Genomic DNA, 18,958 nt, shown 5'->3' with positions numbered 1-18,958 from the left:
CACGGATGCTGCTCAGCCTGAGCAATGTCGAGGTGGTCTATGACCGCGTGTTCATGGCGGTGTCGGGCGTGTCGCTGGAGGTTCCCGAGCAGGGCATTATCGCCCTGCTCGGGGCCAACGGCGCCGGCAAGAGCACGACCCTGAAATCGGTGAGCGGGCTGTTGAAGCCCGAACGCGGTCTGGTGACCAAGGGCACGCTGACCTTCCGCGGCCGGGACATCACCAGCCTGCCGCCCGCCGAGCGGGTGCGGCTGGGCATCGTGCATGTGCTGGAGGGCCGGCGCGTGTTCGGGCATCTGACGCCGGTCGAGAACCTGATGGCCGCCACCACTATGCACCGCGACCGCCGGGCGGTCGCGGCCCGGGTGGATGAGGTGATGGAGCGGTTCCCGCGCCTGAAACAGCGCGCGCGGGCGCAGGCCGGCTATCTGTCGGGCGGCGAGCAGCAGATGCTGGCGATCGGCCGGGCGCTGATGACCGGACCGTCGCTGATCATGCTCGACGAGCCCAGCCTGGGGCTGGCGCCGCATCTGGTCGACGAGATCTTCGCGATCATCGCCGGCGTCGCCGCCGATAGCGGCGTCGGCGTGCTGCTGGTGGAACAGAACGCCGATGCGGCACTGGCCATCGCCGCCCATGGCTATCTGATCGAGAACGGCCGGGTGGTGATGAGCGGTGCCGCACAGGCCCTGCGCGACAACCCCGACATCCGCGAATTCTATCTGGGCGGTGGCGCCGAGCCTGTCGACTATGCCCGGGTGAAGCATTACCGCCGGCGCAAGCGCTGGCTGAGTTGAGGGGCGGGTGGGAATGGACATGACCGGATTTCATGACATGACCGGGTTTCAGGGCGACGGCCTGCCGGCGCTGCTGCGCGCCGCACTGACGACACCGCATTATGCCGGGACACTGGCCGGCATCGATCCAGACCGCATCACCGATCGTGCGGGGCTGGCGACCCTGCCGGTGTTGCGCAAATCCGCCCTGGCGGGATTGCAGGCGGCCCGGCCGCCCTTTGCCGGCATCAATGTCCGGGCGCCGGGCGAACATGCCCGCGTCTTCGCATCCCCCGGTGGCATCCACGAGGCCGAGCCGCGCGGCGCCGGCGATCACTGGGGCATGGCGGCGGCGTTGGCAGCGGCCGGGTTCCGTGCCGGCGACATCGTGCACAACGCCTTTTCCTATCATCTGACACCGGCGGGTGCGGCGATGGAGGCCGGCGCCTGGGCGCTGGGCTGCGCGGTGTTCCCCGCCGGTATCGGCAATACCGAGGCGCAGATCGCCGCCGCCCTGCATCTGAAACCCGCCGGGTATACCGGCACGCCGTCCTTCCTGCTGCATCTGCTGCGCAGCGCCGCCGCCGCCGGCACACCCCTGCCGTTCCGCCACGCCCTGGTGTCGGGCGAGGCGTTTCCACCGGCGATGGCGGCGGAGATCGCGGGGTTCGGCGTGGCGGCGATCCAGTGCTATGGCACCGCCGAGATCGGCATGATCGCGCATGAGACGTTGAGCGACGGCCTGCGGTCGCCCGACATGCTGGTCAATTCGCGCCTGATCGTCGAGATCCTGACCCCCGGCACCGGCGATCCGGTGGCGCCGGGCGCTGTGGGCGAGGTGGTGGTGACCAGGCTTGACCCCGACTGGCCGCTGATCCGGTTCGCGACCGGCGATCTGAGCGCCGAGGTGCTGCCGGCCCAGGTGCCGGCCCAGGTGCCGCTACGAGATGGGGCCATGCGCATCCGTGGCTGGCTGGGCCGGGCCGATGACGGCACCAAGGTGAAGGGGCAGTTCGTCTATCCGATGCAGGTGGCGGGCGTGCTGGCCCGGCATCCGGCGGTGACGCGCGGCCGGCTGGTGATCGGCCATGACGACGGCCGCGACAGCATGACCCTGCTGATCGAGGCTGGTGCGGGCGACGAGATTTCCGCCGAGGCGATCGCCGCCGATCTGGCGGCGCTGACCCGGCTGAAGGGCGAGGTGCGGCTGGTGGCTGTGGGGCGACTGCCCGATGACGGCCGGCTGATCGAGGATACGCGCGCGTGAGCCCGGCCAGCGGGCCGGGGCGCGCGAGACAATTCATGCATTCAGGGAGGATGCGGACGTGACGGCAATCGAGACCCTTCCCAACCGGATCGAGCCATCCGGCTGGACCCTGTCGGCGGACCGCCAGGAGATCCTGGACCACGCCGACCGTTTCGCGCGCAAGGAACTGCATCCGCTGCAACAGCGGATGGACGACGAGGAATGGTGGCCGCCGCAGGTGATGCCCCGGCTGGGCGAGATGGGCTTTCTGGGCGTCACCGCGCCGGGCGAACTTGGCGGCGCCGACAGCGACCTGTTCGCATCAGGGTTGATCGCCCAGGCGCTGGGGCGCTGGAACCATGCGGTGTCGTTGAGCTATGTGGCGCACGAGAACCTGTGCCTGAACAACATTCTGCGCAACGGCAATGACGACGTGCGCGCGCGCTTCGTGCCCGGCCTGTGCGCCGGCACCGCCATCGGCGCGCTGGGCCTGACCGAGCCGGGGGCCGGATCGGATGCTCTGGGCTCGATGCGCACCACCGCGCGGCGGGATGGCGACGACTACATTCTGAACGGCACCAAGCTCTATATCACCAATGGCCCGGTCGCCGATCTGGTTCTGGTCTATGCCAAGACGGCGCCCGAGCGCGGCGCCAAGGGGATTTCGGCCTTCGTGGTCGAGGCCGGCACCCCCGGCTTCAGCGTGGCGCAGAAGCTGGACAAGATGGGCTTCCGTGGCAGCACCACGGCGGAACTGGTGTTCGACGAGTGCCGGGTGCCCGCCGCAAACATGGTCGGTGTCGAGAACGAGGGCGTCGCCGTGGTGATGAGCGGCCTGGATCTTGAGCGGATCGTGGTCGCGATGATCAATCTGGGCATGGCCGAGCGCGCCTTCGATCTGGCGCTGGACTATGCCCGCACCCGCGAGCAGTTCGGCCGCCGGATCGGCGATTTCCAGATGATCCAGGCCAAGCTCGCCGAGATGTATGTGACGGTCGAAACCATGCGCAGCTTCTGCTATCGGGTGCTGGAGCAGGCCAATGGCCTGGAGCACGACCAGGGCGGGCGCGGCGACATCCACAAGCTGACCGCCGCCGCCATCCTGTATGCGGCCGAGGGATGCAGCCGGGTGATGAACGAGGCGGTGCAGATCTTCGGCGGCGCCGGCTATATGCGCGAAACCGAGATCAACCGCCTGTACCGGGCATCGAAGCTGCTGGAGATCGGCGCCGGCACCACCGAAATCCGCAAGCTGATCATCAGCGGCGAATTGCTGAAGGACTGACGCGGCACCGGGATGGCCCGGTGCCGCCGCGCGCCGGCGTCTGGTCAGTCACCGGCGAAATAGTCGGGGCGGCCGTTGGTCCACAGCTCGCCCCACATCTGCTGGCCGCCATCGACGTTCAGCACCTCGCCGGTGATATAGCCGGCGGTGGGTCCGGCCAGGAACAGGCAGGCATCGGCGACCTCGTCGACCCGGCCTTTGCGCATCATCGGGTTGGAGCGGTCGAAGGCGCGCTGCACCTCGGGCGTATAGGCCCGCATGCCCTCGCTGTCGATCACGCCGGCGGCGATGCAGTTCACCCGGATGGCGAGCGGTGCCCATTCCACCGCCAGCGTCTTCGACAGATACACCACGCCGGCGCGTGCCGCACAGGTATGGGCGACGCCGGGCATGCCGCGCCAGATCGGGGCGGTGATGGACACGATCGACCCGGGCCTCGCCGCATCGCGCCAGGCACGGGCCGCCGCCTGCATCATGTACCAGCTTCCGTTCAGATTGGTGTCGATCACCGCGTTCCAGCCCTTGGGCGACATGTCGATCGCGGCCTGCGGAAACTGGCCGCCGGCATTGTTGACCAGAATGTCGATGCCGCCGAAGCCTGTGGCGGCGACGAACAGCCCGGCGACCTGATCGGGATCGCGGATTGTCATCGGGTGGGTCAGCACTCTGGCGCCCAGCTCGCGCAGGCTGGTGGCGGTCGCCTCCAGCGGCTCGGGTCTGCGGCCGCAGATCACCAGATCGGCGCCGGCCCGCGCCATGGCGATGGCGATCGCCCGGCCCAGCCCGCTGCCGGCGCCGGAGACCAGCGCCGTCTTTCCGGCCAGCAGGCCGGGTGCGAAATGCTGTCCGGCCAACGGGCCGGGTGCGACATGACGGGATGGTGACGCGGTATCGGTCATTGTCTGGTCTCCGTATGGGGGTAAAAGCGAATCATGTTCATAATTGGAACATGCCAGATAATACGCAGTTTTATGTCGGTTGAACATCATTGACCGATGGCAACGGCAGCCATAAAGTAAATGTCACTCACTTTACGGCCCGGCGCATCGCGCCCTGGCCGCTTCCAAGGACACTTCCGCCCATGTCCGGACTGCATTTCGAGGAATTCCGCGTCGGCCAGCGCTTCGAGCACGCCATCACCCGCACGGTCACCGAGACCGACAACCTGCTGATCACGACGCTGACCCATAACCCGCAGCCGCTGCATCTGGATGCCGAGTTCTGCAAGGGCACCGAGTTCGGCCGCATCCTGGTGAACAGCATCTATACCTTCGGCCTGATGCTGGGGGTGTCGGTCGGCGATACCACCCTTGGCACCACGGTCGCCAATCTGGGCATGGAGGGGGTGAAGTTCCCCAAGCCGGTCCATATCGGCGACACGCTGCGCAGCACCACCGAGGTTGTCGAGCTGCGCGACAGCCGGTCGCGCCCCGATGCCGGCGTGGTGGTGTTCGAGCACAAATGCTTCAATCAGAAGGACGAGATGGTCGCGACCTGTCACCGCTATGCGCTGATGAAGCGCAAGATGCCGGCCGATGCCGCGACCGGCGGAGAGCCGGGGGATGCGGGCGCATGAGCGGCGCCCGGTCTTATCTGTTCGTGCCGGCCGATGCGCCGCGCAAGATCGCGCGCGGACTGACCTCCGGCGCCGACGCGCTGATCCTGGATCTTGAGGATTCGGTGGCGGCCGACCGCAAGCCCATGGCGCGGGCGGCGTTGCGCGATGTGCTGGAGGATCACGCCGCCGCCGATGGGCCACGGCTCTGGGTGCGGATCAACCCGTTGACCGATGGCCAGGGCTCGGCGCTGGCCGATCTGGCCGCGGTGATGCCCGGCCGGCCGGCCGGTATCATGCTGCCCAAGGCGGCGGGCCGTGATGACGTGATCCGGCTGGGCCATCATCTGGACGCGTTCGAGGCGGCGTTCGGCATCGATCATGGCGCCACCCGCATCCTGTCGGTGGCGACCGAAACCCCGGCCGCCGTGCTGACGCTTGGCAGCTATGCCGGCCCGGCGATCCCGCGGCTGGCGGCGATGACCTGGGGGGCCGAGGATCTGTCGGCGGCGCTGGGGGCGGTGTCGAACCGCGATGCCGGCGGCGGGCTCGATCCGCTCTATCTGACCGTCCGGCATCTGTGCCTGCTGGCGGCCACCGCCGCCGGGGTCGACCCGGTCGACACGCTGTGGGCCGATTACAAGGATGGCGCGGGGCTGGCCGTATCGGCCCGCGCCGCCGCCCATGCCGGGTTCCGCGCCAAGATCGCCATCCATCCCGATCAGGTCGGGCCGATCAACGCGGCCTTCACCCCCGATGCGGCCACAATCGCAACCGCAGAGCGTATCGTTGCCGCATTTGCATCTGCCGATGGTGCCGGCACCGTTGGGCTCGACGGCCGGATGCTCGACCGGCCGCATCTGGTGCAGGCACAGGCCCTGCTGGCCCGCGCGGCCGCCCGCTCCGCAGAATAGGGTCAAAGACATCATGTTCAGAACGGTTCTGGTCGCCAATCGCGGTGAAATCGCCTGCCGTATCCTGCGGACGCTGAAGACCATGGGGATCGAGGGCGTCGCGATCTTTCACCATATCGACCGCAATGCCCCCCATGTGGCGATGGCCGACCGGGCGGTGGAGATCACCGGCCCAACCCCCGCCGCCGCCTATCTCGACAAGGCGCTGATCATCGAGGCCTGCCTCGCCGCCGGTGCCGATGCCGTGCATCCGGGCTATGGCTTCGTGTCCGAGGATGCGGGCTTCGCCGAGCGGGCCGAGGCGGCCGGCATCGCCTTCATCGGCCCCGATGCCGAGGTCATGCGCCTGATGGGCGACAAGATCCGTTCGCGTGACTTCGCCCGCCAGGCCGGCGTGCCGGTCGCCCCCAGCGTGATCCGCGAGGATGATGTCGCGGGCTTCCTTGATGCGGCCGCCCGCGATGTCGGCTTTCCGATGCTGATCAAGGCATCGGCCGGCGGTGGCGGCAAGGGCATGAAGATCGTGCGCCATGCGGGCGAACTGGCCGACAGCGCCCGTGTCGCCGCCGGCGAGGCGCTGCGCTATTTCGGCGATGACCGGATCTATGCCGAACGGCTGATCGAGCGGCCGCGCCATATCGAGGTTCAGGTGCTGGGCGACGGCACCGGTCAGGTGGTGCATCTGGGCGAGCGCGACTGCTCGATCCAGCGCCGGCATCAGAAGATCGTCGAGGAAACCCCGGCACCGGGGTTGGACCCGGGTTTGCGGCAGGCGATCTGCGCCGCGGCGGTCGATCTGGCCTCGGCCGCGCGCTATCGCAATGCCGGCACGGTGGAATTCGTGCTGGCGCCGGACGGGGCGTTCTATTTCCTGGAAATGAACACCCGGCTTCAGGTCGAGCATCCGGTGACCGAGATGGTGCTGGGGCTGGATCTGGTGGCGGAGCAGATCCGGATCGCGGCGGGTGAGGGCTTGCGGCTGACCCAGGCCGACATCGTGGCCCGCGGCCATGCCATCGAATGCCGGATCTGCGCCGAGGAGCCCGAGGCCGGCTTCCGTCCGGCGGTGGGCCGGATCGGGCTGCTGGATGTGCCGCGCGCGCCGGGCCTGCGCTTCGACGGCGGCATCGCGCAGGGCCAGGAGGTGACGGTGGCCTTCGACAGCATGCTGGCCAAGATCATCATCCTGGCCGAGACCCGCGCGGCGGCGGCGGCGGCACTGGCGGCGGCGCTGGACCAGACGGCCATTCTGGGCATCGCCACCAATATCGATCATCTGGCGCGGATTCTGCGTCATCCGGCGTTCATCGCCGGCGCGGTGGATACCGGCTTCCTTGAGACCCATGCGGCCACGCTGGCCGGCGGCGCGCCGGACCCGGCGCCGGCGGTTGCCGCCGCCGCCCTTGGCCATCCGGTGCTGCGCCGTCTGATCCACGACACGCCCGACCCGCACGCATCGATCGGCGGCTGGCGCAATTGAGGCAATCCCCCATGGAATTTCATCTGTCGATCGACGGCCGGGATGTCCGCCTGGACATCGCCGCCCGCCGCCCGGTGCTGCGCCTTGCCGTCGACGGCGCGGTGCACGAGATATCCGGGCCCGATGCCGAGGGGCCGACTGGCCCAGGTTCCGGCCGCTTCGCCATCACCGTGGATGGCCGGGTATATCGCGGCTGGCGCCATGTCGCGGGCGACGACGTGTTTCTGCGCATCGATGGCCGCACCCATCACGTGACCGTCGATGACGGGCGCGGTGATGCGGCGGGTGCCGGCGCCGGCGGCGACGATCTGTGCGCCGAGATGCCGGGCATCGTGGTGGCGGTGCATTGCGGTGCCGGCGATGTGGTGGCGCGGGGCGACGCGCTGCTGACCATCGAGAGCATGAAGCTTCAGACGACGATCATTGCCCCGCGTGACGGTGCCATCGCCCGGCTGCACGCGCCGGCCGATACCGCGTTCGGCCGTGGCGACGTGCTGGTGTCGCTGGCACCGGCCGATACCCTGTGCGAAGGATGACCCGGCGATGAGCTTCATCAGATCCGCGATCGACGGCCAGTCGGAGGAATTCCGCCGGCGCTATGCCCGCAACCGCGCCCTGGTGGCCGAGCTGCGCGAACGCCAGCGCGCCGCGCGCCACGACCGGCCGGAGGCCGATATCCGCAGGCTGGAACGCCAGGGCAAGATGCTGCCGCGTGAACGGCTGGAACGGCTGCTCGACCCCGGCACCCCGTTTCTGGAACTGTCGACGCTGGCGGCCGGGCTTGCCTATGACGGCGAGGCGCCGGGCGCCAGCAGCATCACCGGCATCGGGGTCATTTCCGGCCGCGAGGTGATGATCCATGCCGATGACAGCTCCATCAAGGGCGGCGCCTGGTATCCGCTGACCATCAAGAAGATCGTGCGGGCGCTGGATATCGCGATCGAGAACCGCCTGCCGGTGGTGCATCTCTGCGACAGCGCCGGCGGCTTTCTGCCCCGCCAGTCCGAGCTGTTCCCCGACAAGCACATGGCCGGCCGTATCTTCCGCAATCAGGCGATTCTCAGCCGGATGGGCGTCAAGCAATTGGCGATCGTGTTCGGCCATTGCACCGCCGGCGGCGCCTATGTGCCGGCCTTGAGCGATTACAACGTCATCGTCCGGGGCACGGGCGCGGTGTTCCTGGCCGGGCCGCCGCTGGTGAAGGCGGCCACCGGCGAGGTGGTGGGGGTGGAGGATCTGGGCGGCTGCGACCTGCACACCCGCACCAGCGGCACCTGCGATTATCCGGCGGCGACCGAGACCGAGGCCATCGCCATCGGCCGCGAGATCGTGGCGCAATGGGATCTGCCGCGGAAGTGGATCGCCCCGGTCGATGCGCCCGAAGCCCCGGCCTATGACCCCGACGAGCTCTACGGCATTCTGCCCGACGACATCAAGAAGGGCTTCGACATGCGCGAGGTGATCGCGCGGATGGTCGATGGCAGCCGGTTTCACGAATATCAGCCGGCCTATGGCGCCACCCTGGTCGCGGGTTTCGCCAATCTGTGGGGCTATCGGGTCGGCATCCTGGCCAATAACGGCGTGCTGTTCAATGACAGCACCCTGAAGGCCGCGCATTTCATGGAATTGTGCAATCAGAACGACACGCCGCTGCTGTTTCTGCAGAACATCACCGGCTATATGGTCGGGCGCGACTATGAAGCCGCCGGCATCACCAAGGATGGCGCCAAGATGATCATGGCGCAGAGCTGCAGCCATGTGCCCAAGCTGACCGTCATGTGCAACGCATCCTTCGGTGCCGGCAATTACGGCATGTGCGGCCGGGCCTATGATGCCCGCTTCCTGTTCTCGTGGCCCGGCCATCAGATCGGGGTGATGGGCGGCGATCAGGCCGGCCGGACCCTGGCCGATGTGAAGGCGCGGCAGATGGCCCGCAATGGTGCTGCACCCGATCCGGCGCTGCTCGACGCGGTCCGCGTCGCCACCCAGCGCGACTACGAGGCGCAGACCTCGTCGTGGCATTCGACATCCGAGATCTGGGATGACGGCATGCTCGACCCGGTCGACACCCGCAACGCCCTGGGCATCGCCCTGGCGGCGGCGGCACAGGCGCCGATGGACCGGCAGGGCTATGGCGTGTTCCGCTTCTGACCGGCGGCGCCATCATCCCGGATCGGGGTGGTGCACAGAATACCTCTAAAAAACTGTTGGTTTATCGAGCATCTCAACCCGACCAGGTGGAAGCATCGGGTCGGGTTGAGATGTTCTCAGCCTTCGTCGCTGCGTGTTCTCGGTTTTGCACGATCATCGCGATCTCGGCGTTGTGATGGGTTCCCCATTCGCAGAGCGGTGCTAGAACCTGGACCAGGCTTCGACCAAAGTCGGTCAGCTCGTATTCGACATGCGGTGGCACCGTCTGGAAATCAATGCGGCGAATGACGCCATCATCCGCCAGTTCCTTGAGGTGCTGGATCAGCATTTTTTCGCTCACATTGGTCACGAGCTTGCGGAGCTGGCCGGTCCGCCTGGGCCCGCTGGCCAGGTGATAAATGATAAGCGGTTTCCACTTGCCGCCAAGGATGGCCAGAACCGCTTCCAGGCCGCAGCGGAAATCCGTCGTGGTCATTTTGATCTCCTGATTCAGACACATACTAAATAGTCAGTACTGGAACGAAAGTCTGCCCTGTCTTAACTGGATCGGATGACGATGTCGACGCGCGAGGCAGTCGATGATCGTCGAGCCAACGCTGCGGGATCCAGATCTACAGGAGATATCCATGACGTTCGGATTCATCGGCGCAGGCATGGTCGCGCAGACCATTGCCCGCCATCTACTGCCATTCGGCCACGAGGTGTTGCTCAGCAACAGCCGCGGGCCCGACACGCTGGCGGATGTCGCAGGCAGCCTTGGTCCGGGTGCGACCGCCGGCACGCCGCAACAGGCAGCCGATCAGGACGTCGTCGTTTTGAGCGTCGATTGGGTCAATGTCCCAAAGGCGCTCGCGTCGATCCCGGACTGGTCGGGCCGTATTCTGATCGACGCCACCAACCGGATCGACCGCAACAATCCGCGCGATCTCGGCGACCTCTCAGGGCCCACATCCAGCGAGATCGTTGCCGATCAGGCGGTGGGTGCCAGGGTGGTCAAGGCGTTCAACACCATCCCGATGCAGTGGATCGACGACGCATCGCCCGATAAACCAAGAACCGTCCTCTTCATCTCCGGCGACGATGCCGGGGCGAAGACTGCGCTGGGCGACGTGCTTGAGCAGGTCGGCTTTGCCGTCGTCGATCTCGGTACACTCGCGATCGGCGGCAGGCAGCAGCAGCTCGGTGGCCCCTTGGCGGGTCTCAACCTGACCCTGGTTGATCGGTTCGTGCTGTGAAGGCGCTTGCTTACCAGACGGCGCACGCTCTCGACGCCTTCAGTATTCAAGAGCGGGACGTCGCCGAACCGACGCTGCGCGATGCAGATCTTTTGGTCGACATCCGCGCCGTCGGCGTCAATCCCGGCGAGGCTTATATCAGGAGCGTGCGCAGCGCCGAACCCGGCGGGCGCGTGGTTCTGGGCTGGGAATTCGCCGGGGTGGTGATCCAGGTCGGTTCGACGGCAAAGGGTTTCGCTGTCGGCGACCGCGTGATGGGCACCGGCGACGTTACCCGCGATGGCTGCTGGGGCGAACACCTTGCCGTCGATCATCGTGTCGCAGCCAGGATCCCCGATCGGCTTTCCGTCGTCGATGCCGCCTCTTTGCCCATCGGTGGCCTGACGGCATGGGAGGCGATGTTCCGCGATCGCGATACGCTGCCGGCCGGGGTTGACCGTGTGCTCGTCGTCGGTGGCGCCGGCGGTGTGGGTTCCATGGCGATCCAGTTGCTGAAAGCCAGGACAGGCGCGTTCGTCATCGCGACCGCCTCACGTCCGGAATCGACGGCGTGGTGCAAGGTGATGGGGGCCGACCTGGTCGTCGATCACAGCCGGGACGTGATCGCTCAACTCGGCGCCGCCGGCATAGACCAGGTGGATATGGTGTTGTCGACCGCCGGAACCGCGGGAAACCTGAGCTGGATCGCCAGGCTGCTGCGGCCCTTCGGGCATCTGTCGGCGGTGGATATCGCACCGCCCTTCGACGCAAGTCCGATCGTGTCGAAATCGATATCCATTCACACCGAAATGGTGTTCGCGAAGGTGATCAGCGGCTTCAATCCGGCCAGTCAGGGCAAAATCCTCGCTGAGATCGCCGATCGCGTCGTCTCGGGTGGACTGCGCCCGATCGTGACGACCCGGCTCGACGGCCTGACCGCCCGGAACATGAAAACGGCGCACGAAATGCTCGAAAGCAGACGAACGATCGGAAAGATCGTGATCGTCGCCTGACCGGTCATCGTCTGCCCGCAATGAACAAGGGCCGCGGCACAACGGCGCCGTACCAACTCATAGACCGAAAGGGACATCCATGGCCCGGATCCTCGTCACCGGCGCAACCGGCAATATTGGCCGCATGACCCTCCGACATCTTCTGAAGCGCCTGCCTGCCCGTGATCTTGTCGGCCTTGCCCGCGATCCGGCCAAGGCGGCGGACCTTGCCGCCGACGGGATCGAGATTCGCCAGGGCGACTACCTCGACGACGAGGGGTTGGTGCGCGCCTTCCAGGGTATCGAGAAGGTCATGCTCGTATCCGCCACGGCTTTTACCGATCGCAATACCCAGCATCAGAACGTCATTGGCGCGGCAAAACAGGCGGGGGTCGAGCACATCGTCTTCATGCCGGTCATCCACAAGGCGGGTTCCGCCTTCAGCTTGCCGCAGGTCACCGATGAAGACCGCTTCGTCGAGGAACGGTTGAAGGCCTCCGGCCTGATCTACACGCTGGTCCGTCATCCGCCATTTCTTGACACGGTCGTCTCTTATGTCGGTGGCAATCCCCTGGTGACGGGTGTCGTTGTGCCGGCCGGGGCGGGCAAGGCGGGCTATGCCCTCCGTGATGAGCTGGCAGAAGCGCATGCCGTTGTGCTGAGCGAAGCCGGACATGAGAACAAGGCCTACGCGCTGTATGGCGGTCCGGCCGTGTCCTTCGCGGATGTCGCACAGAGTCTGTCGGACATCAGCGGCAAGCCGGTGCCGTTCAATGCCGTCTCGGATCAGGACTACATCGCCCATCTCATGGCAGCGGGGCTGCCCGAGCCGGCTGCCGGCTTCGTGCTGGCATGGGCACATGGCATCAACGCTGGCGAGTGGGACGGCCAGACCGGCGATCTGGAGACACTCCTCGGTCGCAAGCCGACAACGCCGACGGCGTTCCTGCGCGCCAGCTATGCAGCACCCCAACATGATCGCGAACCTTAAATCTCATCGCTTCCAGCCGCATCGAACCGCTGGCGGGATTGCTCGATGGCCCGCCAGTTGTCCCTGATCCAACCGGTAAAACCTTCAAGCGCCGGCAGCATCGTTCTGCCCATCGGCGTCAGCTCGTATTCGACGCGCGGCGGAACCTCGGCGAAGTAATGGCGTGTCACCAGTCCATCGCGCTCCAGGTTGCGGAGCGTGAGGGTGAGCATGCGCTGTGAAATGCTCGGTATCCCGTTCCTGATCTCGGAGAACCGCAGCGCTCTGGCGGGCTCCAGTGCGAGGATGCTCATTACGAGAATCGTCCATTTGTCGCCGAGCCTCGCGAGAACACCGTTTGGCGCGCAGGGCGTGAGGACCGGCCCCTTCTTCGTCTCGATGTATGGCCGACCGTGGATCGACTTTTCCATGAGGCACCTCTTTGTAACCGGCACACAAAAATGTGCCGTCTTGCGCGGTTTTTATAGCAGTGCCATTTCGTAACCTTCAATGGTTACGAAAAGGAACCGACGATGACGGACGACAAATCGGTGCTCGTGTTCGGCGCCACGGGGCAGCAGGGAGGAGCGGTTGCGCGGGCGCTCCGGAGCGCTGGATGGCATGTCAGGGCGCTTGTCCGAGACCCCGCCGGCGAGGCGGCAAAGGCGCTTGAGGCCATCGGTGTCGCGTTGCACAAGGGCGCGTTTTCGGATGTCGCGTCCATCGACGCGGCGATGGCGGGTGCCTATGGCGTCTTCAGCGTGCAGCCCAGTTCGGGACAAGGTGCTGCCTATGGCATCACCGACGCAGAGGAGGTCCGCTACGGCAAGACCGTTGCCGACATGGCCGCGACGCATCATGTGCGGCATCTCGTCTACACCTCCGGTGGCGCTGCCGGCAAAGGCGAAACCGGCCTGGGCCATTTCGACAGCAAGACGGAGATCGAAGAGCATGTTCGCGGTCTGCCCATCCATAGCACGATCGTGCGGCCGGCAGCCTTCATGGAGATGCTGATGCTGCCGGGCATGGGCCTGGACCAGGGAAGGTTCAGCTTCTTCATGCGGCCCGATCAAGTCATGCAGTTCATCGCGGCCGACGACATCGGCAAGATCGTCGCCTCGATTTTTGCCGATCCGGAGCGCTTTGCGGGCCGGACCATCGAGATTGCCGGAGACGAGGTCACCGGACGCGGCATTCAGGACGTGCTCAGCCGCGCCGCCGGGCGAACGATCACATACCATCGTTTCCCGGACAGTCTTCTTGAGCAGGATGCATTCCTTGGACGACTGGCCGCGCTCGTCGACGACGGCCGATGCGCCGGGGTGGCGGATATCGAGGCGCTCCGCAGAGATTTCGGCACGCTGACCACCCTTGATGCGTGGCTCTCCGGCCCCGGAAAACGGCGTCTCGACGCCGCATTGCAGGCGCAGGATGCGCCCGTGGCACTTCGCTGAGCCGCTCGATCGCGGGGGAGGGGGCCTGCGTACCGGCGTCCGCGACCTCGCGATCAGAGGATTAGCCCATCCGCTTTGAACGGATTGAGCGGCCTCTTGCGCAAACACCCGACTGGAAAACCGGGCGGTTCGGGGCTATCCATGAAGGCGGAGAGAAACGCCGCCGTCATAATGCCCCAACAACCCCAAGCGTGCGGCTGGCCGCACCCGGTCGGGAAGAAACGATGACAAGCACGACGCCCGCCTTCGACACCATCATCGTCGGCGCCGGCACCGCCGGTTGCCTGCTCGCCAACCGGTTGAGCGCCGACCCGAACCGCCGGGTGCTGCTGATCGAGGCGGGCGGCAAGGACGATTACATCTGGATCCATGTGCCGGTCGGCTATCTGTACTGCATCGGCAATCCGCGCACCGACTGGTGCTTCATGACCGAGCCCGAACCGGGCCTGAACGGCCGGGTGCTGCGCTATCCGCGCGGCAAGACGCTCGGCGGCTGTTCCAGCATCAACGGCATGATCTATATGCGCGGTCAGGCCCGCGACTATCGCCAGTGGTCGGAAATCACCGGCGAGGACGACTGGGACTGGGATCAGGTGCTGCCGTTCTTCAAGCGCCATGAGGATCATCACAAGGGCGGCGACGACGCCCATGCCGCCGGTGGTGAGTGGCGGGTGGAGCGTCAGCGCCTGCGCTGGGACATTCTGGACGCCTGGGCGGCGGCGGCCGAACAGGCCGGGCTGCCCGCGACCACCGATTTCAATCGGGGCGACAATGAGGGTGTCGGGTATTTCGAGGTCAACCAGAAGAATGGCTGGCGCTGGAATGCCGCCAAGGCCTTTCTGCGGCCGGCGATGGCGCGGCCGAACCTCACCGTCTGGACCAAGACCCAGGTCGCGCGGCTGATCACCACCCCCGATGAGGACGGGCTGATGCGCTGCACCGGCGTCGAGGTGGTGCGCAATGGTGAGCGGATGCAGGCACTGGCCCGCCAGGAGGTGGTGTTGAGCGCCGGCGCCGTCGGCTCACCCCAGATCCTGCAAGTGTCGGGCATCGGCCCGGCCGCTCTGCTGAACCGCCATGGCATCGAGGTCCGCCACGATCTGCCGGGCGTCGGCGCCAATCTTCAAGATCATCTTCAGATCCGCGCGGTCTATAAGGTCAAGGGCACGCGGACCCTGAACCGGCTGGCGAGCAATCTGGTCGGCAAGGCCACGATCGGGCTGGAATATGCCCTGCGCCGCACCGGGCCGATGAGCATGGCGCCCTCGCAGCTTGGCGCCTTCACCCGCAGTTCGGCCGAGAAGAACGCCGCCAACATCCAGTTCCACGTGCAGCCGTTGAGCCTGGACGCCTTCGGCGAGCCGCTGCACAGCTTCGATGCCTTCACCGCCAGCGTCTGCAACCTGAACCCGACCAGCCGGGGCACGATCAGCATCCGCAGTCCGAATTTCGAGGACGCGCCGCTGATCGCGCCCAATTATCTCAGCACCGAGGAAGACCGCAAGGTGGCGGCCGATTCGCTGCGCGTCACCCGCCGGATCTGCGGCCAGAAGGCGCTGGAGAAGTTCCAGCCCGAGGAATGGAAGCCCGGCGCGCAATACGAAACCGACGAACAACTGGCCAAGCTGGCCGGCGACATCGCCTCGACCATCTTTCACCCGGTCGGCACCACCCGCATGGGCCGCGCCGACGACCCGGATGCGGTGCTCGACCCGCATTTCCGGGTGCGCGGCATGCGCGGCCTGCGGGTGGTGGATGCCGGCGCCATGCCCACCATCACCAGCGGCAACACCAATTCCCCCACATTGATGATGGCGGAAAAGGCCGCTGCCTGGATCCTGGCCGGGATGTGATGCGCCCGGCTTGATGCGTCCGGCTTGATCTGGTCAGATCTAATCACTATGATTAAGCCTGACCAGATCACCCTGACCCGAAAGGCGAGATCCGCTATGGCACAGACCGGAACCCGGGTGCTGACCGCCCATGTGCCGCTGCCCCTGGCCGACAGGGTCGACCAGATGGCCGAACGGCTGGAGCGGTCGCGCGGCTGGATCGTGAAACAGGCGCTGTCGGCCTGGCTGGCGCAGGAGGAAGAGCGTGACCGCCTGACCCGCGAGGCGCTGGCCGATGTCGATGCCGGCCGGGTGATCGACCATCAGGCCGTGCAGGCCTGGGCCGACAGTCTTGGCAGCGATACGCCCGTCGATACGCTTAGTGATACACCGCTGCCGCGCCCGCGCTGATGGACCTGAAATGGACCGGCAAGGCGCTGTCCGATCTGGCGCGCCTGCACGACTTTCTGGCCCCGACAAACCCGCCGGCGGCGGCACGGGCGGTGCAGGCTCTGGCCCGCGCCCCGACCATCCTTCTAACCAATCCCCGTCTTGGTGAGCAGCTTTTCGGCTTCGAGCCGCGCGAGGTCCGGCGCCTGCTCGTCGGATCATACGAGCTGCGCTATGAAATCCAGGACAGCACGATCTATGTGCTCCGGCTGTGGCACAGCCGGGAGGATCGCTAGGTCGTCCGCGGCCGCAAGCGGCAACACTTATCGGCCTTTGACAGGTGAGGCGCCACCCGGGGGCGGGGGTCTAAGGCGGGACGGCAGCGCATCACCATCCCATGTCCTGCCGGGCCCCCTGCCAGCCAGCGGTCGATTTTTTGCCAGCATGAAACAGCTTGATCGTTCTGGCATTAAATCAGGGGCGGGACATCAGGGGCGGACCTGAAAAATCCCAGGCGATGTCGTGGCGATAGACCATGCCCGGGCGGAGCAGGGTGGAGGGGAAATCCGGGCGGTTGGGGCTGTTCGGGAAGGCCTGGGGTTCCAGGGCGACCCCGCCATGGCGGCGCAGCGGCCCGTCGGCGCCGGTGAGCCCGGCGTGGAAATGATCGGCGGTATAGACCTGAAGCCCCGGTTCGGTGGTGAACAGGGTCATGGCCCGGCCGGAGCCGGGATCGCTGAGCCGGGCCACCGCCTGTAGCGGCCCACGGCCGGCGGTGCGGCAGAAATTGTGATCGACGGATCGATCGAGCCGGCGCGGCGCCCGGAAATCGAACCGGGTGCCGGCGACCGGTTGCGGCGCGCCCACCGGCAACAGCGCCTCGTCGACAGCCAGATAATGCGCGGCCGCGATGGCGAGGTCGTGGCCGGTGATGGTGCCACCGCCCGCGAGGTTCCAATAGACATGCTGGCTGAGGTTCACCACCGTGGGGGCATCGGTGATCGCGGTGATCTCCAGGCTGAGCCGCATGCCCGCCAGCCGATACACCGCCTCGACCGCCAGCCGCCCCGGAAAACCCTGATCGCCGGCGCTTGAGTCCAGACGGAAACCGGCACCACAGGACAGGCTGCCACCGGGCAGAGTGCCACCCCGCCAGCGCCGCTGTCCGAAGCCCTCAGGGCCGCCATGCAGGCTGGTGGCGCCTTCATTGGCCGCCAGCACGACCATATGGCCGTCGATCGGGCAGCGGGCGCCGGCGATGCGGTTGGCATAGCGGCCGCAGATGGTGCCGGCATGGATGTCGACCGTGCAGCCCGCTGTCACCGGGTCATGGCCGCGTGTGCCATGAACCACGTCGACGCGGCCCCCCTGGCCGTCGGGCATGGTCAGCGAGATCAGCCGGGCGCCGCCCTCGGCGATCACGGCCCTGAGGCCGCCATCCCCGCCATCCAGCATGAAGCGCCGTTCCGGTTCCCGGGTTCTGGTGTCGGTCGTCATTGCATCGCCTTGATAAAAATCCGCGAGGCGCAGTTTAGGGCTTTCGAAAAGTACTATGATAGACATAATCGTCTGAACACCAATCGGATCGCACCTGTGCAACCCTGACGAAACAGACAGGGCGACGGGGAGACGGGCCGGATCATCCCAGGGGGGGAAACAGACGATGTCGACGCTGACACGGTTGGCGGTGCTCGCGGTTGCGGGGCTGTCGGCAATTTCGGCCGCCCAGGCGGCGGATCTGACGGTGGGCTTCTCGCAGATCGGATCTGAATCCGGCTGGCGCGCGGCTGAGACCACGGTGACCAAATCCGAGGCGGAGGCCCGGGGCATCACGCTGAAGATCGCCGATGCCCAGCAGAAGCAGGAAAACCAGATCAAGGCGATCCGGTCGTTCGTGGCGCAAGGGGTGGATGCGATCTTCGTGGCGCCGGTCGTGGCCACCGGCTGGGACACGGTGCTGAGCGAGGCCAAGGACGCCGAGATTCCGGTGGTGCTGCTCGACCGCAGCATCGAGACCACCAATCCCGATCTGTATCTGACCGCCGTCACATCCGACACGGTTCATGAGGGACGGGTGGCCGGCGAATGGCTGGCAAAGACGGTGGGCGACCGCGACTGCCCGATCGTGGAATTGCAGGGCACGGTGGGGTCGAGCCCGGCGATCAACCGCAAGAAGGGCTTCGACGAGGTGGTCGCGGCCCATGACAACCTCAAGGTCATCCGCAGCCAGACCGGCGATTTCACCCGGGCCAAGGGCAAGGAGGTGATGGAAAGCTTCCTGAAGGCCGAAGGCGGCGGCAAGTCGATCTGCGCCCTCTATGCCCATAACGACGACATGGCGGTGGGGGCCATCCAGGCGATCAAGGAAGCGGGGCTGAAGCCCGGCCAGGATATTCTGGTGGTGTCGATCGATGCGGTGCCCGACATCTTCAAGGCGATGATGGATGGCGAGGCGAATGCCACGGTGGAACTGACACCCAACATGGCCGGCCCGGCCTTCGATGCCATCCTGGCCTTCAAGGACAAGGGCACCGTGCCGCCGAAATGGATCCAGACGGAGTCGAAGCTCTACACCCAGGCGGACGACCCGGCGGCGGTCTACAAAAGCAAGCAGGGCCTCGGCTACTGATCCGACGGCTGCTGCCGGCTTCACCCTGCCCGGCACCGCGCCCGTCATCCGGCGCGGTGCCGGTTCCCGC

Annotated in this window: 20 protein-coding genes; 16 read left to right on the top strand and 4 right to left on the bottom strand. The window is 66.5% G+C overall.

What is annotated here, in order from left to right:
- The first annotated feature begins 5 nt into the window (after nucleotides 1-5).
- From WG924_RS10595 to WG924_RS10585, 3 genes are read left to right on the top strand one after another with little or no spacing between them, the layout of a single operon-like run.
- Nucleotides 6-797: an ABC transporter ATP-binding protein gene (locus WG924_RS10595; protein WP_345932998.1), complete on the top strand. Its 792-nt coding sequence runs from the start codon at nucleotides 6-8 to the stop codon at nucleotides 795-797.
- A 19-nt stretch (nucleotides 798-816) separates the two neighbouring features.
- Nucleotides 817-2,043: a phenylacetate--CoA ligase family protein gene (locus tag WG924_RS10590; RefSeq protein WP_345932997.1), complete on the top strand. Its 1,227-nt coding sequence runs from the start codon at nucleotides 817-819 to the stop codon at nucleotides 2,041-2,043.
- A 58-nt stretch (nucleotides 2,044-2,101) separates the two neighbouring features.
- Nucleotides 2,102-3,307 (top strand): acyl-CoA dehydrogenase family protein, encoded by a 1,206-nt coding sequence (locus WG924_RS10585; protein ID WP_345932996.1) that lies wholly within the window; start codon nucleotides 2,102-2,104, stop codon nucleotides 3,305-3,307.
- Between the two features lie 44 nt (nucleotides 3,308-3,351).
- Here the strand turns inward: WG924_RS10585 and WG924_RS10580 are convergent, their stop codons facing one another.
- On the bottom strand, nucleotides 3,352-4,206 hold the full coding sequence (locus tag WG924_RS10580) for an SDR family oxidoreductase (RefSeq protein WP_345932995.1): 855 nt from the start codon (nucleotides 4,204-4,206) through the stop codon (nucleotides 3,352-3,354).
- A 182-nt stretch (nucleotides 4,207-4,388) separates the two neighbouring features.
- Between WG924_RS10580 and WG924_RS10575 the strand changes: the two genes are divergently transcribed.
- The 5 genes from WG924_RS10575 to WG924_RS10555 are packed head-to-tail and all read left to right on the top strand — an operon-like array spanning nucleotide 4,389 to nucleotide 9,407.
- Nucleotides 4,389-4,883 (top strand): MaoC family dehydratase, encoded by a 495-nt coding sequence (locus WG924_RS10575; protein ID WP_345932994.1) that lies wholly within the window; start codon nucleotides 4,389-4,391, stop codon nucleotides 4,881-4,883.
- Entirely contained in the window at nucleotides 4,880-5,776 is an 897-nt protein-coding gene (locus WG924_RS10570; protein ID WP_345932993.1) for an HpcH/HpaI aldolase/citrate lyase family protein, read from the top strand. The genes WG924_RS10575 and WG924_RS10570 overlap by 4 nt, the downstream gene beginning before the upstream one ends.
- A 13-nt stretch (nucleotides 5,777-5,789) precedes the next feature.
- On the top strand, nucleotides 5,790-7,256 hold the full coding sequence (locus WG924_RS10565) for an acetyl-CoA carboxylase biotin carboxylase subunit (RefSeq protein WP_345932992.1): 1,467 nt from the start codon (nucleotides 5,790-5,792) through the stop codon (nucleotides 7,254-7,256).
- Between the two features lie 11 nt (nucleotides 7,257-7,267).
- Nucleotides 7,268-7,792, top strand: a complete 525-nt coding sequence (locus WG924_RS10560) for an acyl-CoA carboxylase biotin carboxyl carrier protein subunit (protein WP_345932991.1) — start codon at nucleotides 7,268-7,270, stop codon at nucleotides 7,790-7,792.
- Between the two features lie 7 nt (nucleotides 7,793-7,799).
- The gene (locus WG924_RS10555; protein ID WP_345932990.1) at nucleotides 7,800-9,407 is read left to right on the top strand and encodes an acyl-CoA carboxylase subunit beta; all 1,608 of its coding nucleotides are present in this window, start codon (nucleotides 7,800-7,802) and stop codon (nucleotides 9,405-9,407) included.
- Nucleotides 9,408-9,480: 73 nt separating this feature from the next.
- On the opposite strand, the gene WG924_RS10550 is transcribed toward WG924_RS10555, so the two are convergent.
- Nucleotides 9,481-9,882 carry a winged helix-turn-helix transcriptional regulator gene (locus WG924_RS10550; RefSeq protein WP_345932989.1) on the bottom strand — a complete coding sequence of 134 codons (402 nt, stop codon included), beginning with the start codon at nucleotides 9,880-9,882 and terminating at the stop codon, nucleotides 9,481-9,483.
- 151 nt (nucleotides 9,883-10,033) lie between these two features.
- On the opposite strand from WG924_RS10550, the gene WG924_RS10545 reads away from it, so the two are divergent.
- The 3 genes from WG924_RS10545 (at nucleotide 10,034) to WG924_RS10535 (ending at nucleotide 12,604) form a co-directional block, all read left to right on the top strand.
- Nucleotides 10,034-10,642, top strand: a complete 609-nt coding sequence (locus WG924_RS10545) for an NADPH-dependent F420 reductase (protein ID WP_345932988.1) — start codon at nucleotides 10,034-10,036, stop codon at nucleotides 10,640-10,642.
- The gene (locus tag WG924_RS10540) at nucleotides 10,639-11,634 is read left to right on the top strand and encodes a zinc-binding alcohol dehydrogenase family protein (RefSeq protein WP_345932987.1); all 996 of its coding nucleotides are present in this window, start codon (nucleotides 10,639-10,641) and stop codon (nucleotides 11,632-11,634) included. Before WG924_RS10545 ends, WG924_RS10540 begins: the two co-directional genes overlap by 4 nt.
- Before the next feature lie 79 nt (nucleotides 11,635-11,713).
- Nucleotides 11,714-12,604 carry an SDR family oxidoreductase gene (locus WG924_RS10535; RefSeq protein ID WP_345932986.1) on the top strand — a complete coding sequence of 297 codons (891 nt, stop codon included), beginning with the start codon at nucleotides 11,714-11,716 and terminating at the stop codon, nucleotides 12,602-12,604.
- Here the strand turns inward: WG924_RS10535 and WG924_RS10530 are convergent.
- Nucleotides 12,601-13,014: a winged helix-turn-helix transcriptional regulator gene (locus WG924_RS10530; protein WP_345932985.1), complete on the bottom strand. Its 414-nt coding sequence runs from the start codon at nucleotides 13,012-13,014 to the stop codon at nucleotides 12,601-12,603. The two genes, WG924_RS10535 and WG924_RS10530, sit on opposite strands and share 4 nt — an antisense overlap.
- Before the next feature lie 102 nt (nucleotides 13,015-13,116).
- Between WG924_RS10530 and WG924_RS10525 the strand changes: the two genes are divergently transcribed.
- The 4 genes from WG924_RS10525 (at nucleotide 13,117) to WG924_RS10510 (ending at nucleotide 16,555) form a co-directional block, all read left to right on the top strand.
- Nucleotides 13,117-14,037 carry an NmrA/HSCARG family protein gene (locus tag WG924_RS10525; protein WP_345932984.1) on the top strand — a complete coding sequence of 307 codons (921 nt, stop codon included), beginning with the start codon at nucleotides 13,117-13,119 and terminating at the stop codon, nucleotides 14,035-14,037.
- A gap of 224 nt (nucleotides 14,038-14,261) precedes the next feature.
- On the top strand, nucleotides 14,262-15,890 hold the full coding sequence (locus WG924_RS10520) for a GMC family oxidoreductase (RefSeq protein WP_345932983.1): 1,629 nt from the start codon (nucleotides 14,262-14,264) through the stop codon (nucleotides 15,888-15,890).
- A gap of 96 nt (nucleotides 15,891-15,986) precedes the next feature.
- On the top strand, nucleotides 15,987-16,280 hold the full coding sequence (locus tag WG924_RS10515; RefSeq protein ID WP_345932982.1) for a CopG family ribbon-helix-helix protein: 294 nt from the start codon (nucleotides 15,987-15,989) through the stop codon (nucleotides 16,278-16,280).
- Nucleotides 16,280-16,555, top strand: a complete 276-nt coding sequence (locus WG924_RS10510) for a type II toxin-antitoxin system RelE/ParE family toxin (RefSeq protein ID WP_345932981.1) — start codon at nucleotides 16,280-16,282, stop codon at nucleotides 16,553-16,555. The genes WG924_RS10515 and WG924_RS10510 overlap by 1 nt, the downstream gene beginning before the upstream one ends.
- A 178-nt stretch (nucleotides 16,556-16,733) precedes the next feature.
- On the opposite strand, the gene WG924_RS10505 is transcribed toward WG924_RS10510, so the two are convergent.
- Entirely contained in the window at nucleotides 16,734-17,756 is a 1,023-nt protein-coding gene (locus WG924_RS10505) for an aldose epimerase family protein (protein WP_345932980.1), read from the bottom strand.
- Nucleotides 17,757-17,922: 166 nt separating this feature from the next.
- On the opposite strand from WG924_RS10505, the gene ytfQ reads away from it, so the two are divergent.
- The gene (gene ytfQ / locus WG924_RS10500; protein WP_345932979.1) at nucleotides 17,923-18,888 is read left to right on the top strand and encodes a galactofuranose ABC transporter, galactofuranose-binding protein YtfQ; all 966 of its coding nucleotides are present in this window, start codon (nucleotides 17,923-17,925) and stop codon (nucleotides 18,886-18,888) included.
- Nucleotides 18,889-18,958: the final 70 nt, after the last annotated feature.

It is taken from the genome of Tistrella arctica, assembly GCF_039630945.1.
GTDB lineage: Bacteria > Pseudomonadota > Alphaproteobacteria > Tistrellales > Tistrellaceae > Tistrella > Tistrella bauzanensis.
Note: the sequence above shows the minus strand (reverse complement) of the source record. Positions and strands in the feature narration are given on the sequence as shown.

Coding starts and splice junctions, on each gene's coding strand:
- WG924_RS10595 (WP_345932998.1), top strand. CDS start 6: ATGCTGCTCAGCCTGAGCAATGTCGAGGTGGTCTATGACCGCGTGTTC.
- WG924_RS10590 (WP_345932997.1), top strand. CDS start 817: ATGACCGGATTTCATGACATGACCGGGTTTCAGGGCGACGGCCTGCCG.
- WG924_RS10580 (WP_345932995.1), bottom strand. CDS start 4,206: ATGACCGATACCGCGTCACCATCCCGTCATGTCGCACCCGGCCCGTTG.
- WG924_RS10575 (WP_345932994.1), top strand. CDS start 4,389: ATGTCCGGACTGCATTTCGAGGAATTCCGCGTCGGCCAGCGCTTCGAG.
- WG924_RS10570 (WP_345932993.1), top strand. CDS start 4,880: ATGAGCGGCGCCCGGTCTTATCTGTTCGTGCCGGCCGATGCGCCGCGC.
- WG924_RS10565 (WP_345932992.1), top strand. CDS start 5,790: ATGTTCAGAACGGTTCTGGTCGCCAATCGCGGTGAAATCGCCTGCCGT.
- WG924_RS10560 (WP_345932991.1), top strand. CDS start 7,268: ATGGAATTTCATCTGTCGATCGACGGCCGGGATGTCCGCCTGGACATC.
- WG924_RS10555 (WP_345932990.1), top strand. CDS start 7,800: ATGAGCTTCATCAGATCCGCGATCGACGGCCAGTCGGAGGAATTCCGC.
- WG924_RS10550 (WP_345932989.1), bottom strand. CDS start 9,882: ATGACCACGACGGATTTCCGCTGCGGCCTGGAAGCGGTTCTGGCCATC.
- WG924_RS10545 (WP_345932988.1), top strand. CDS start 10,034: ATGACGTTCGGATTCATCGGCGCAGGCATGGTCGCGCAGACCATTGCC.
- WG924_RS10535 (WP_345932986.1), top strand. CDS start 11,714: ATGGCCCGGATCCTCGTCACCGGCGCAACCGGCAATATTGGCCGCATG.
- WG924_RS10530 (WP_345932985.1), bottom strand. CDS start 13,014: ATGGAAAAGTCGATCCACGGTCGGCCATACATCGAGACGAAGAAGGGG.
- WG924_RS10525 (WP_345932984.1), top strand. CDS start 13,117: ATGACGGACGACAAATCGGTGCTCGTGTTCGGCGCCACGGGGCAGCAG.
- WG924_RS10520 (WP_345932983.1), top strand. CDS start 14,262: ATGACAAGCACGACGCCCGCCTTCGACACCATCATCGTCGGCGCCGGC.
- WG924_RS10515 (WP_345932982.1), top strand. CDS start 15,987: ATGGCACAGACCGGAACCCGGGTGCTGACCGCCCATGTGCCGCTGCCC.
- WG924_RS10510 (WP_345932981.1), top strand. CDS start 16,280: ATGGACCTGAAATGGACCGGCAAGGCGCTGTCCGATCTGGCGCGCCTG.
- WG924_RS10505 (WP_345932980.1), bottom strand. CDS start 17,756: ATGACGACCGACACCAGAACCCGGGAACCGGAACGGCGCTTCATGCTG.
- ytfQ (WP_345932979.1), top strand. CDS start 17,923: ATGTCGACGCTGACACGGTTGGCGGTGCTCGCGGTTGCGGGGCTGTCG.